This window comes from Lysinibacillus fusiformis, assembly GCF_003049525.1.
Classification (GTDB): Bacteria; Bacillota; Bacilli; order Bacillales_A; family Planococcaceae; genus Lysinibacillus; species Lysinibacillus fusiformis.
Genome location: NZ_PYWL01000013.1, coordinates 61,077 through 74,312 on the forward strand (window position 1 = coordinate 61,077; position 13,236 = coordinate 74,312).

Consider the following 13,236-nt stretch of genomic DNA (forward strand, 5'->3'; position numbering starts at 1 on the left):
ATCTTTTTTTGCCGTAGCTTCAAATATTCATGCTCATTTTTCTACTTATCCCCTTCATTCCTAGATGCTCATAAAATGCAATGGCATTGGCATTAAACGCCCAAACATTTAATTCTATAGATGTAGCTCCCCCTGCTTTTGCCCATTCCTTACAACCTGTAAATAATAATCCTCCAACACCTTTCTTTTGTAGAGCCTTTCTCACACCAAAATCATGAATATAGCCATATTTACGTCGTACTAAAAATTGAAATGAAGGCGAATGTTCAATGCTAATTATTGCAAATCCTACGACTAATTCATCGTTCTTGGCGATAAAAATATGACTGTTTTGATCTTCAAGTAAGTCTTTAAAATAAGATTCAGGCATAACCGATTCAACGCTTTTAAAAATGGCTGGTTCTTCCCTAACATGCTCTTCATGCCCTTCTCTCACAAGGCTATTCACGGCATAATAATCATTGCTAGTAGCTGTACAATTAGAAATGCTCACAGTTATCCTCCTCCAAAATATCCCTTTTAGTATATTGTAACTTATGACTCATTTTGAACCAATTCATTTATCGAGATAACGGATGACGAGCTTTTCCACCTGTGTTTTCAATGCCTGGTTAGCATAGCGGAGGACTACATCATTACCTGCCGTTGCAATTTGGACATCGCTAAAATATTCGTCCACACGATGCCAACCTACCACTCGTATATGTTGCTGGTTAAGCTGCCTTTTGAGATCAAAATATTCTTGGCGTAAATCTTTTAATAATGCATCCATTAAAGGTACAAACGCGATTTTCATTTTAAATTGTTCAGCAAATCGGTAATCATGCTGTACTGATTTTACAGCTAATTCCAACAATAAATACTTGTGTAATAGCTGGCGTTGTTCAGCTTTAATCATAATAATCAGCTTCTAGTTGAGCTGATTGAATATGATGGATTGGAACACGTCTCGTTGTCAGTAGTGTTTCAAGTAACAGTTCGTTTGTAGATAGGTTAATGGCATGGATGATTCCCGTCCAATGCATGATTTTTCCATCGTTCCAAACATTTAATTGAAGATCTTGCTGCTGATGATAGGCTATATCGATTGTTTGCTGTAACTCTTCCAGTTCCCATTCTGTCAGCTCTCTTGGTTGCGCTGTATAGACTTCTTTGCATTCCCTTAGCAGGTCCAAATGCTCCGGCATCATCATAGATGCCCATTTTATATTACCTCTGTCTTTTATCATCCAATCACTCCTATGCCAAATGACCACCAACTAAGCGATCACGCTTGATGGCTGTCCCTGCCCCAGTAAACGAAACCGCTCGTAACAAGGCTGTTGCTCCAAACCTGTTGCGTATGGCATCCATCGTAGGTCCGATGAGCTGCCGTTGTGGTTTTCTTTCATCAAATAAATCCAATTGGATACTATGCTCTCTCTCAAGATTAGATATCCTTACCGATAACTGCCTTGCCGGCTCTCCCGCAAAGTGTTCATCCAGCAATTCTATGCACGTTTTATACATGACAAGTGTTTCATTTGTTGGTGTATCAATCGTTCTAGATCGATGAAACCCTTTGGTCATCGCATTCCGACTATATGAAAGACCCAAGCTAATTGTACGACCAACAAAACCAGCATCTCTCGCTCGCTTCATGACATCCTCACACATTTCTAAAAGCACTACCGATAAATCTTTTCGTGTATGATAATCTCTCATTAACATTTGACCCTTTCCAAAACTTAATGCTCCATTAGTAATTAACGGTTCCCCTAGCTTTGATAGATCGATTCCCCATGCATGATGATATAGCTGATTGCCCATAACACCAAATTGCTCTTCTAAATCATTCAAATCTGCATTGGCTAACCCACCAACTGTTTGAATCCCCATCTTATTTAGGTTGGCTTCCATCTGTTTGCCGATTCCCCACATTTCGGACAAGGGTCTGACTGGCCAAAGCTTTTTCGGTATATCACCGTACGTCCATTGAGCAAAACCCGTTTTCTTTGCTTCAAGGTCCAATGCCAATTTAGCCATTAGCATATTGGGACCTAAGCCAACAGCACTTGGTACATTATATTGATCCAAAATAGCGGCCTGTATTTCTCGAGCCGCTTGTTCAGGCGATCCCCAAAGCTTTTCAGTACCTGTTAAATCGACAAAGCTTTCATCTACACTGTAAACATGTATGGCGTCTACAGGAACATAATTAGCGATGAGCTTAGTAATCGTCATGGACATCTGTATAAAAAAGGACATTTTAGGTTCAAATAATTGGATATCGGGATGTTTAGGAATTTCGAAACGACGACTACCGGTCTTGATTTTATATTTTTCCTTCATCAATGGTGAGGCAGCAAGGACTACACTGCCTGGTTGATCGAAATTGGCTACTACAGCGACAGGTGTTTCTAAAATATCGATTCCATGTAGCATGGCGATACAGCTGGCATAAAAGCACTTCATATCTATACACATAATAGGTCTATTCGGCATTTCCTCATAGTTCATACAACCTCACGCTCTTTTCGGAAAACAGGAGTAACCGCGAGAACATTTCTGATGATAAAGGAACGCTTTGCTTGCCTCGTAAAACAAAATGCTTGAAATGAATCGCCAACAATTTTAATGACTCTTACACGTCTTTTTGTTACGGAACCATTTTTGGCTATATACATAATGTCCACTAATTGATTGCGTTGCATAGCTTTAATCAGTTGCTCTCTCATCGTAGTTTCCTCCACTATCTCTCAAAATTTGATTTGATGTACCTTTCATTTCCATTCCTACAACTGTGCCTTTTAGTAACAGCTTCAGGCAACCTGAATTTATCCAAATTTACGAATAGATTTCCCTTCACTTATCATATGTAAGAACACTTGTTTGTATACATATTAGAACAAACGTTTGCTTTTTAGCAAGATTAAATTTTTGGAAACAAAAAAATGGAAAAATAAAATTTTAACATTCATTTTAATTTGTAAGATGATACAGGGATTAAAGGTGAAATTACAGAAAAATATGGAATAAAAGAAGCGAAAGTAACGTTGGAGATGAAACGGCTTTGGAGTTCACCATTTGCTCAACGCAAACATGTGACGTGGAAAAAGAATGGATCATCCATTCATTAGATCATATCGTGAAGGCTGATTTTCAATTAAATAAAAAAGTAGAAATGCTGGTTTATCAACATTTCTACCTACTATTGATTCATTTTGAGCAAATCCTTTATATTATTCTGCGAAGTTGCCCATAGCAATCGAGATTCTATTCCAGCTGTTGATTTGGTTAATTAGAATTACTAAATCTACATATTCTTTCTCTGTATAATAATTACGAACTCGTTTATATAAATCATCAGGTACACGCATTTCAGACACTAAAGTAATGTGTTCGGTTAACTCTAAAGCGACCTTTTCTTCTTCTGAATAGAATGTACATTCTCTCCAAGCACTTAGACAAAATAGACGCTGTTCAGTCTCCCCCATTTTTTGGGCATCAGCGGTATGCATGTTCAGACAGAAGGCACATCCATTTATTTGTGAAGCACGGATTTTAATGAGCTCACGAAGCTTTCTATCGATACCATTCTTTTTCGTGTATTTCTCCATTTCCATCATTATCTGCATAGCATCAGGTGCAATATTATAATAATCTATACGTTGTTCCACGTTACATTCCTCCGATTCAATTAAATTCCTTGATGATAGTTTAGTAAAATTCATTCTTATTCCATCATGCTATTCCTTGGGCATGAAGAAATGGAAAACCATTTGTTCCGATTAAATTTACTGATTATACTGCCTCCCCCATACGAAATTAAAGACAAATATAATCGTCGATTAATTTAATCGTTGATTATATTTGTCTTTAATATATGCCTGTTTTTAATTTTTGTCAAATTGATTTAATTTAGATGAAGTATTTTTGAGGTATGATAATATACAAGATACATGTAAGTTTTCTAAAGGGATTAGAAGTAGGTGAATAAATGAAATATAGTGTCATGGTAGAGTACGCATTACACAGCCTTGTCTATTTAATAGATGTACCACCAGAGGAAAGTATTGGAATAAAGGATTTATCAGAATTTCAAGGGCTATCAGAAACCTATTTATCAAAAGTATTAGGTAAGCTATCTAAAGCCGGGATTGTCAGTTCAGTATCTGGTGTTAAAGGAGGATATAAGCTTAGTAAAAAGCCTGAAGATATTTCTTTTTGGGACGTTGTAAAAGCTGTAGAGGGTGAAAGTCCCATATTTCACTGTAAGAACATCAAAGCAAATTTTGCCAACCAAACTGAAAATTGTGATTCCTGTGCATCAGGTACATCCAATTGCACCATTAATATAGTGATGTTAGAAGCTGAAGAGCAAATGCGGAACTATTTACGAGGTAAAACAATTGCATGGTTAGAGGAAGAGCTTAATCGTACCTTGCCAAGTGAACGTATAGCAATGGCAAAGGAATTCTTCCACAAGAAAAATAATTAAATCAAAAAAGCACCAATACCAAAACAAAGCACAGCCTCCTAGCGACTGTGCTTTGTTTTTGCTTAATTATTTATCCCGCAATGAGCGAACTGCCTAAAAATTATTGATTAAACCTTACAAGGCGATCAATTGGAAGACGTGAAGAACCGTAAGCAGGTGCCGCCGCTTCACCAATTGCTAATAATAAAATAGGTATTTCATTTGCAGGTAATTCCATGTACTCCGCAAACTTAGCTTTATCAAACCCACCCATCGGAACTGTATCATAACCCATTTCTTTCGCTAATAACATAATTTGCATCGTTACTAGGCCAGCATCAAAGTGGACGATGTTCTCTAATGTTTTTGTCGAAGCTGACCCATACATTGTTAATGCGTCCTGTGCCAGTTTTTTCGCAATTTCTTCTGGCATATAGCCTAACTCCACATTTTTTGCATAGATTTCCTCAGCGTTTACATACATCTCCATATCTCCAATGACAGCAATAATAGCAGAGGCTGTTTCGATCTGCTCTTGATTAAATGAAAAGAAATTAATATTCTTTTGGATTTCCTTATCATCAATGACGATAAATCGCCATGGCTGCATATTGCTCGAAGAAGGCGCTGAAATAGCGTCTTGTAGTAGCTGCATAATGGTTTCACGAGATATTTTAGTATTCGCATTATATTTACGAACAGATTTACGCTCCTGCATAATTTGTTTTAATGTTGAAGTTGATAACATATGATTTCCCTCTTTTTCAAAAAATTTAAACTGCTTTAATTGTTACATCAATATTTCCCATTGTCGCTTTTGAATAAGGACATACCGTATGTGTTAGCTCTAATAATTGCTGTGCCTCTTCCAGCGTTACTCCTTCAATATGTCCTTCGATATTTACAGCAAGTACATAGTCAAAAGTAGTTTGCTCCATTAACTTAACGGTAACTTGAATAGTTGATGCATGTTTAAGCTTTTTTTGGCGTTTAATCAAATCTAATGCACTATTAAAGCAGGCACTATACCCCGCAGCAAATAATTGCTCTGGATTTGTCACATGGTCTAATTTTGAGCCTGGTGGTGCAATTTTTAAAGATAGGGATTGATCCTCTGCATAGGATGTGCCACTACGGCCACCCTCATTAATCATAGTCGTTGAGTATAATTCTTTCAAATCGAAAACTCCTTTTCTATATCCTTTATTTTAAATTGTGCACAATTTAATTTTTACAAATTGAATTGTACACAATTTAATTGCGTTTGACAAGTAGGAACTTTATTTTTAATATAAATGTTAATAGAAGAACATAAAGAGGGGATTTTTATGCCTAATCATTTAGATAATCAACTATGCTTTCTTTTGTATGCCACATCCAAGGAAATCATTAAACACTATACATCATTATTGAAGCCATATGATTTAACTTATACAGGCTATATCACCATTTTAGCGTTGGAGGAAAACGAACAAATAACGGTGAAAGAATTAGGACAACGTTTATTTTTGGATTCAGGTACCTTAACACCATTGCTGAAAAAATTAGAGGCAAAGGGTTATATTTGTCGTGAGCGTTCCAAAGATGATGAACGACAAATGCAAATCTATTTAACAGAGGTAGGCAATGATGTTCGTCGCAAGCTACCTGAGGTATCGCGTCAAGTCATGCAACAATCGAATATTTCAGAGCAGCAATTTATACAACTAAAAAATGTTCTTCAAGACATCATACACAATGATTGGACCATGAAAGATAAAAATTAAGCAATGAATAGTATCACCTAAAACTTTTGATTCATGCTAGTGACAATCATTTTATACCATTAACAGATAGAACCGTAATTGGACACTGCATCTCATCCAACTACGGTTCTTTTAAACATCTGGGCAATTTGTAAAATACATTCACGTATGTCCCCTCTCTTAATTCCGCGATTCATACCCTAGCCGAAATAATGGCTTCTTTTTTGTCAGCATATCGATGCTCTCGTAAAATATCTAATTATTATTGGGCTCATGGACAAAATCAAGTACTATAATGATAATAGGACGTTTTTTAAAGGAAGATATACATGAAGAATAGATTTTCAATTGGAGAAATGGCTAAGCTCCATAAAACAACTATAAAAACCCTTCGATATTATGATGAAATTGATTTATTAAAACCTATGCACACGGATAAAAACAACGGCTATAGATACTATTCAACAGAACAATTTGAGCAATTAAATACTATAAATTATTTGAAGGAATTAGGTTTTTCATTAAAGGAAATTAAAGGACACTTAGATCACAGGGATATCGACGACTTTTTGCATCTCTTAGAGGAACAGAAACGATTAACCGAAGAAAAGATTCAAGAACTGGAACGAATTAATCGCAGGTTCCAAGATCGAATTAAGGATATTAAAGTGGCACGAGAGATAAAGGCATTGGGAGTCCCATTCATAATGGAAAAACAAGAGCGAAGAATCGTGCGATTAATGGAAAAAATCAGTTCCGAGCCTCAACTGGAAGTTTCTCTGCGACAATTAGAAAATTTGTCGAATATGAATTCTTCTATATTTATTGGAGGCGTTGGCCTAACTGTAAGTATTCACCATCTATTAAATAACCAGTTTCATGAATACAATTCGATATTTATTTTAGTCGAGGAGGAGGATAGGCAAAGTCCTTTATTGGCCACGCTTCCTGAAGGAAAATATGCCTGTATTTATTTTAACGGCAATCATAATCATTCTCCCGCACATTATAAATCCTTACTGAATTTTATTAAAGATCAAGGTTTCCAAGTGATTGGAGATTCCATTGAAAGAACCATAATTGACCATTACATTTCAGGAAGTAAAGAAGATTATTTGACAGAAATACAAATACCAATAAAGTATTGACACTCCCCTTACTGGAGGGTTTATTTTTTTACGTAAGGACAATTTTTTAAGGAGAATGAATTATGCTAGGAACGATATTTAATACAATGATGATTATAGTCGGAAGCATCATTGGAAGTATTTTTAAAAATGGGATAAAAGATGAATACCATCAAATCCTCATGCAGGCCATGGGATTAGCAGCGATGGGATTAGGAATAAATGCTCTAGTTCAACATTTACCCTCCAGTAAATATCCGGTACTTTTTATTGTCAGTCTAGCTATAGGCGGATTATTAGGTCAAAAACTTAATTTAGAATCAAAATTCAATGCTTTAGTGAATAAATACTCTAAGGGGAATTTAGCTGAAGGATTATCGACTGCAATTTTATTATTTTGTATTGGGTCATTATCTATACTAGGTCCTATAGAGGCTGCATTAAAGCAAGATTATACATATCTGCTCACGAACGGCATATTGGATGGAATTACTTCGATTGTTTTAGCCACTACATTTGGTATTGGGATAGCTGTTGCAGGTATTGTATTATTTCTATGGCAAGGTTCCATTTATTTAATAGCTAGTTTAATGGAGAATTCCATCAATAATGATCTTCTAAATGAATTGACGATTATAGGAGGTATATTGATATTAGCATCCGGTTTAAGTATTTTAGGCATAAAAAAATGCAATACCTTAAATCTTCTGCCCTCATTAATAATCCCTATTATTGTATTTTTATTTATACATTAAAGAGTGATCTAAATGTTGCTTTGAAATAAAGTTTGAGCAAAAATGCCTCGCGAATCCCTTATTTTACGTTAAATAAGAAGAATCCCTTTTGAAAAAAGATTGATCAAAAGGGATTCTTTTTTAGCAGTTTTAAGTTAGGTTTTATAAAAAAGTTTGATTATTTTCTACCTGTGTTGCTCCACAATCGCGCCCGATCGTTGAAGATTGTTTTCAACTAAAACCCCTGTAGTGTTTTATAAAGCTACCCTCTAATTCAATAAGGATTTATTTCACAAAATTCCCCTGAATGAGATTCCTATTTCCGTTAAAGTTGATACGGATACTTTTTGAATTCATGGGGTCTGGAGAGTCAGCTACATGAAAATGGATATGAGGTTCACTGGAATTTCCTGAATTTCCGACGAGTCCAAGCAAGTCACCCTGCTTTACTTTATCCCCTTGCTTCACTACAATTGACTGGTGTTTAAAGTGAACAAGATAACTGAATTCCTCATTTCCATGATCAAGAATAACATAATTACCTAAAGGTTGTTCCTCATTAAATGTACCAACTGGTTCATTGTCTTCTACATTATTCTCCATACTAACAACCACTCCATCAGCAGGAGCCAGGTATTCCTTGCCAAATGCAAAATAGCTTTCATTTAAGGTTGGATCATTTTCGAAGGACCTATTCTCATTCATTATTACAAAATCATAAGCATAGCGTTGATTTTCAAATTCATAGTGGTAATTTACCAGCTTGTTCGTACCTCCCCAAAATACGAACCACTCGTCTCGAAAAGGTAAATGTAGATTTGTTTTAGTAAAAATTTCATCTGTTTCGTGATGAACAGCTAGTGGAATCAACTGTAATGCCTGTATAACGTAATCTACGTCAAAAACTGCAATTATTCCTTTAGTACCAGTATCATCAGTCCATACATATTGTTTTGCCCCGTTATCGTAAGGAAGCTCAGACTGTAATATAAATTTAGTAATATCTTTATTAAATTCTTCACCTAACTCCTGAAACTGCTTAAAGGATACTTCATTTTGAAAATATTCGCTCATTTGTTTGTACACTTTCTCAAAGTTTCCACTAAGTAAAACATCAGATAAGTCTTTTGGCTTCATCATTTTCTCTCCCTATATGTAGTTAACTGTATTTAACATAAGTGGTTTAATTTTCACTTATATCTTAAGTACGAATCTGAATGAATTAAGTTTCACTATTAAACTAACCTGCATCGTTAGGTGAAGAAATTTTCCCAAAGCGTCGTTTGCAACTTATCAAAAACTGTTATTCCACTATTTGGCCTTTCATGAAAAAGGACACTCTCCTATTCAAGGAAAGCGCCCGATTGTGGAATAACATTGACTTATACTTTATTTACTATACTTTCCGAAAAATTTCTCTAAACGTTCTTCATCAATTGCATACTCTCCACGCCATGCAGCTAGTGGAAGAATAATATCGGAACGTGGGGAGCCTTTTGCCTTCTCATAAAGTTTCATTTTTTCAACGGTATCTACGAATCTATCAACCATTGGCGGATACAAATCATTTGGCATTATTCCAAATTCCGCCAAGGATAATAGCTGCCCACGAACACTATATTTACTGAACTTAGGAAATACTTTTTCCGATTTAATTCGCTGTTCTAACTTTCCTGGCGTTTCTCCTTGCGGGGCATTTCTGATTATATCTATTAATTTTCTAAATATTGCTATATCTTCTTCTGTTGGGGTTGGAACCTCTAGCTGTGAAAACTCTCTTAATTCTATCAGCATCAATTCACTACCTTCATTCCAAGAACCACCATAATAATGACTGAATAACCCTTCTCCCACATTTAAGTATTTTTCTTTTTTAACACTGCATTTTTGGCAGTACTCTGTATCGCTTAGGTAGGAATGATTTTTACACTGATTGGCATAAAGATAGCTTAATATTGGTTGTCTTCCCCTTGGAAAACTTTTCATACCTGCTACATAAGCTTGAAGTGCTTTATCCATCGTTACATTGAAATTTTTGGTTAATATCTTAAATTCATCGATCACTTTATCGTGAGTAAAATGCTCAATCTCATTTAATGGATAAAAACTTTCTTCCAAATATGTCTTTTCCTCATCTTTTAAATTATTTGTTGAAAAAATATAAACAGCTCTTTCATTATCCCAGACATCTCCATTATCAATTTCACGATAATAACCTTTTTCGTCTTTTTCATATCTCTTTTTGTTATAAACTTTTTTTAAGATTTTTAATAGTTTATCATTCACTTGATAGTTCATAGATTATTTCCTCCACTATTTTTATTTGAGTATAATCCTACATTTTGTGGTACGTTTTCGTTGGGATTGATATAGTAGGTTCCGAAAGGTTCATTATAGATACTTTTATAATAACATTTCACAATGGATTTCTAAGATTTACTGGATATTTTGGATAAAAAAATAGATCATCAACAATCCTGCTCTTTAGTAAATTATTCAACAAAAAAAGCGTAAATCCTTGTTGGATAAACTCCCTCCGTTAGTTGAATAAAAAACGGACCCAAAGCGTCCTCCATCAACAAAAAACAGCGACAAACACAGATTTAACAGTGTTTGTCGCTGTTTGAAATGTTACCAAGCTTGCATTTGGGAACGTTATGTAGGTTTGTTTTGTATACTTTATTCAATAGTTAAAATTATGTTGTCTCCTATTGATGGAGTACAACCATCAAGTTCATAGCTTGTTTTTTCTTTATCTTCATTCACTATAATTGAAGTACAAGTTTTATGAATTATTTTACCTTGACCATATCCATCTCTTCTTGTATCAATTGTTACGTTTATAACTTCATTTTCAAATTCATAACCATAAATTATTGGGTCACCCTCTGTTGTATACTTAACCACTCTGATACTATCGTCTCTCTCTTGTTGTACACTGTTGAAAAATTCATCAAATCGCTCTTTATTTTCTAACTTACCATTTGTATCTATTATATCGTCTAATGTTTTAATATAAGGTGGAGGGTTATCGTCTGTATACATATAGATATCTTGTGATGTTTGTCCACTATTACAACCAGAAACTAAAAGTATAAAGAATAAAATAAAAAATCCAGCTTTCATTTTCAAGGTAAATATCTCCTTTGAAATTATTTGGACGTTCTATTCTAATTTTTCGATACAAATCTGCATTTCCCTTTTCTTGCCAGAAACTACTACTTTCTTCAAACCCAAAAAATCTTCCCAAAGCGTCGTTTGGAACCTTTTTTGTTAAAGAATGTTATTCAACAATCTGGCCCGTTTGTTGAACAAAAACATCCTGCATATCAACACAGGATGTTTAATCAAACTTTTTTATAAAACTACACTAAATCCTTATGAACAATCCAATTTATTATCTAATTATACGAACAAGCTAACTGCCCAAGCACAAAATAATTGCGTGCTTGGGCTTTCCCTTTTCTTAAGAAATCTTCATAAATATTCTCTCTAATTATTAATAATTTCCATTTACAATAATGAAGGTCGACATTACGTATAGCATTTGAAAATCATCATCAGAAAAAGGAGCATCACACCTTGGGAATTACTGAAATCATGAGCAACATCAAAATTTTGATGCTGCCCGTCATCATAATTATTGGCCTTGAATTTTTACTAATTGGACTTTATTTCTTTTATTATCAAAGACGACGATCCGATCACCAAAAACAAATTCCTGTAAAGAAGCTTCTGCTTGGCGCAATTTTTATCGGATATATTGTCTTTGTTTTGGAGCTAACAGTGATTGGTCGTGGCACTTCACATTTCATGCAGTTGAACCTTCAGCCATTCAGTGGTTATATAGACGCGTGGAAAAAATACTCTTTACGTGATCTTCAAAATTGTCTTTTTAATATATTGATGTTTGTGCCATTAGGAATGTTTTTACCTTTACTTATGGCTAAATGTAAAGAGTTTAAGTGGCTTCTCCTAGTAGTTGTAGGTGCAACAGCCTCCATCGAAACGTATCAGGCACTTTCAGGAGCAGGGATTTTTGAGCTTGATGATTTAATCAATAACTCACTTGGCGGTATTATTGGCTACCAATTATACAAACTTATCGCTTCTATGGCCCATAACAAAAAGGTAAAGGTAAAAAGTCTGATTGGAAACCTTGCCATACCTCTATTGATGGGCTTAATCTTTATCGTTATGAACATTGTCTACGCCCAGCAGGAGTTTGGTCACCTAGCAATTAACGCTTATACAAAATCAAAAATGTCAGATGTTCATGTATCCACATCATTGGAATTAAGCGCAGCACCAATCGTTGCTCCTGTCTATAAGAAAATCATTCAAGAGGATGACGTAAAAGACCTATTACAACAGAAACTAGGATTATCAGAGATGAATGTATCTGATGTCAAGGACAATGACGAAACGCTAGTGGAAGATAAAAATGGGGTCGCGTATACATTGGTTACAAATAATTCAGAGGGACAATGGTGGTTAACCGAGAATAATTATACGCCGGAGCAAATTTCAGCTGTAGAGCAAGAAGAAAAGGCGAAGTCATTGATGGATGAACTTTCTATACTACCTCAAGATGCAGAATTTACTGTACAGGAGAATGGTGAATTTGAATGGACCTTACCAGACCGTCCTGATGTAACTAAAGATTACTGGACTGGAGATGTCAGTCTTGGCCTGAAACCGGACGGTCACATTTATTCATTAACCTACAGTCTTCATGAAAATCAATTTATACGAGAGGTAAACATACAGTCTCCTGCAGAAATATATGAACGAATAAAGGAAGGCGATTTTCCTCAAATAAAGTATAACGCACTCGTACAGGAGGAAGACCTAATTATAAAAAAAGGAGACCAAATTGAAATTGAATCGATTGAGCTTTCGTATATGTATGATACAAAAGGCTTCTATCAGCCCATATACAATGTTTCTGGCAAGTTCAACGACAACGATTGGTTTACTTTAATTCAGGCAAGAAAGTAACACCTCGTTCCAAATACTTAAGCAAAGCCCAGGCTCCAATTAATGAACTGAACCCCGAATAGTGGACACTTTAAAAAGTGACCCTATTCGGGGTTTTTTGTTCATTTCACAAAAAAATCTCGTTATACTAAATATACGAAATTAAGAACGGGAGAAATTAGCATGAGTAA

Annotated in this window: 16 protein-coding genes; 5 read left to right on the top strand and 11 right to left on the bottom strand. The window is 35.1% G+C overall.

Annotated elements, in window-relative coordinates:
• Positions 1 to 19: 19 nt before the first annotated feature.
• The 6 genes from C9J29_RS20420 to C9J29_RS20445 form a co-directional block, all read right to left on the bottom strand.
• On the bottom strand, positions 20 to 493 hold the full coding sequence (locus tag C9J29_RS20420; RefSeq protein WP_107922702.1) for a GNAT family N-acetyltransferase: 474 nt from the start codon (positions 491 to 493) through the stop codon (positions 20 to 22).
• A gap of 63 nt (positions 494 to 556) precedes the next feature.
• Positions 557 to 898 (bottom strand): YhjD family protein, encoded by a 342-nt coding sequence (locus C9J29_RS20425; protein WP_008177296.1) that lies wholly within the window; start codon positions 896 to 898, stop codon positions 557 to 559.
• Positions 891 to 1,229 (bottom strand): YolD-like family protein, encoded by a 339-nt coding sequence (locus tag C9J29_RS20430; RefSeq protein WP_008177295.1) that lies wholly within the window; start codon positions 1,227 to 1,229, stop codon positions 891 to 893. The genes C9J29_RS20425 and C9J29_RS20430 overlap by 8 nt, the downstream gene beginning before the upstream one ends.
• Positions 1,230 to 1,239: 10 nt before the next feature.
• Complete coding sequence (locus tag C9J29_RS20435) at positions 1,240 to 2,499, bottom strand: Y-family DNA polymerase (protein WP_008177293.1); 1,260 nt, start codon at positions 2,497 to 2,499, stop codon at positions 1,240 to 1,242.
• On the bottom strand, positions 2,496 to 2,717 hold the full coding sequence (locus C9J29_RS20440; protein ID WP_025117591.1) for a transcriptional regulator: 222 nt from the start codon (positions 2,715 to 2,717) through the stop codon (positions 2,496 to 2,498). Before C9J29_RS20440 ends, C9J29_RS20435 begins: the two co-directional genes overlap by 4 nt.
• Positions 2,718 to 3,221: 504 nt before the next feature.
• Positions 3,222 to 3,659 (bottom strand): carboxymuconolactone decarboxylase family protein, encoded by a 438-nt coding sequence (locus C9J29_RS20445; RefSeq protein ID WP_107922703.1) that lies wholly within the window; start codon positions 3,657 to 3,659, stop codon positions 3,222 to 3,224.
• A 320-nt stretch (positions 3,660 to 3,979) separates the two neighbouring features.
• Here C9J29_RS20445 and C9J29_RS20450 point away from each other — a divergent pair, with 320 nt between their 5' ends.
• A complete protein-coding gene (locus C9J29_RS20450; RefSeq protein ID WP_008177282.1) occupies positions 3,980 to 4,480 on the top strand; it encodes an Rrf2 family transcriptional regulator in 501 nt (166 codons plus the stop codon).
• Positions 4,481 to 4,580: 100 nt separating this feature from the next.
• Here the strand turns inward: C9J29_RS20450 and C9J29_RS20455 are convergent, their stop codons facing one another.
• Positions 4,581 to 5,207 carry a nitroreductase family protein gene (locus C9J29_RS20455; protein WP_008177281.1) on the bottom strand — a complete coding sequence of 209 codons (627 nt, stop codon included), beginning with the start codon at positions 5,205 to 5,207 and terminating at the stop codon, positions 4,581 to 4,583.
• Between the two features lie 25 nt (positions 5,208 to 5,232).
• Positions 5,233 to 5,637: an Ohr family peroxiredoxin gene (locus C9J29_RS20460; RefSeq protein ID WP_107922704.1), complete on the bottom strand. Its 405-nt coding sequence runs from the start codon at positions 5,635 to 5,637 to the stop codon at positions 5,233 to 5,235.
• 117 nt (positions 5,638 to 5,754) lie between these two features.
• Here C9J29_RS20460 and C9J29_RS20465 point away from each other — a divergent pair, with 117 nt between their 5' ends.
• The 3 genes from C9J29_RS20465 to C9J29_RS20475 all read left to right on the top strand — a co-directional run bounded on the left by C9J29_RS20465 (position 5,755) and on the right by C9J29_RS20475 (position 8,086).
• Positions 5,755 to 6,225: a MarR family winged helix-turn-helix transcriptional regulator gene (locus C9J29_RS20465; RefSeq protein ID WP_008177278.1), complete on the top strand. Its 471-nt coding sequence runs from the start codon at positions 5,755 to 5,757 to the stop codon at positions 6,223 to 6,225.
• 308 nt (positions 6,226 to 6,533) lie between these two features.
• Positions 6,534 to 7,352, top strand: a complete 819-nt coding sequence (locus C9J29_RS20470; RefSeq protein ID WP_090002748.1) for a MerR family transcriptional regulator — start codon at positions 6,534 to 6,536, stop codon at positions 7,350 to 7,352.
• 62 nt (positions 7,353 to 7,414) lie between these two features.
• A complete protein-coding gene (locus C9J29_RS20475) occupies positions 7,415 to 8,086 on the top strand; it encodes a DUF554 domain-containing protein (protein WP_008177274.1) in 672 nt (223 codons plus the stop codon).
• A gap of 264 nt (positions 8,087 to 8,350) precedes the next feature.
• Here the strand turns inward: C9J29_RS20475 and C9J29_RS20480 are convergent, their stop codons facing one another.
• The 3 genes from C9J29_RS20480 to C9J29_RS20490 all read right to left on the bottom strand — a co-directional run bounded on the left by C9J29_RS20480 (position 8,351) and on the right by C9J29_RS20490 (position 11,191).
• On the bottom strand, positions 8,351 to 9,202 hold the full coding sequence (locus C9J29_RS20480; RefSeq protein ID WP_237068891.1) for a M23 family metallopeptidase: 852 nt from the start codon (positions 9,200 to 9,202) through the stop codon (positions 8,351 to 8,353).
• Between the two features lie 252 nt (positions 9,203 to 9,454).
• On the bottom strand, positions 9,455 to 10,363 hold the full coding sequence (locus C9J29_RS20485) for a hypothetical protein (RefSeq protein WP_201798430.1): 909 nt from the start codon (positions 10,361 to 10,363) through the stop codon (positions 9,455 to 9,457).
• Positions 10,364 to 10,744: 381 nt separating this feature from the next.
• Positions 10,745 to 11,191: a DUF4362 domain-containing protein gene (locus C9J29_RS20490; protein WP_237068894.1), complete on the bottom strand. Its 447-nt coding sequence runs from the start codon at positions 11,189 to 11,191 to the stop codon at positions 10,745 to 10,747.
• Between the two features lie 474 nt (positions 11,192 to 11,665).
• Here C9J29_RS20490 and C9J29_RS20495 point away from each other — a divergent pair, with 474 nt between their 5' ends.
• On the top strand, positions 11,666 to 13,066 hold the full coding sequence (locus tag C9J29_RS20495) for a VanZ family protein (protein WP_237068892.1): 1,401 nt from the start codon (positions 11,666 to 11,668) through the stop codon (positions 13,064 to 13,066).
• Positions 13,067 to 13,236 lie beyond the last annotated feature (170 nt).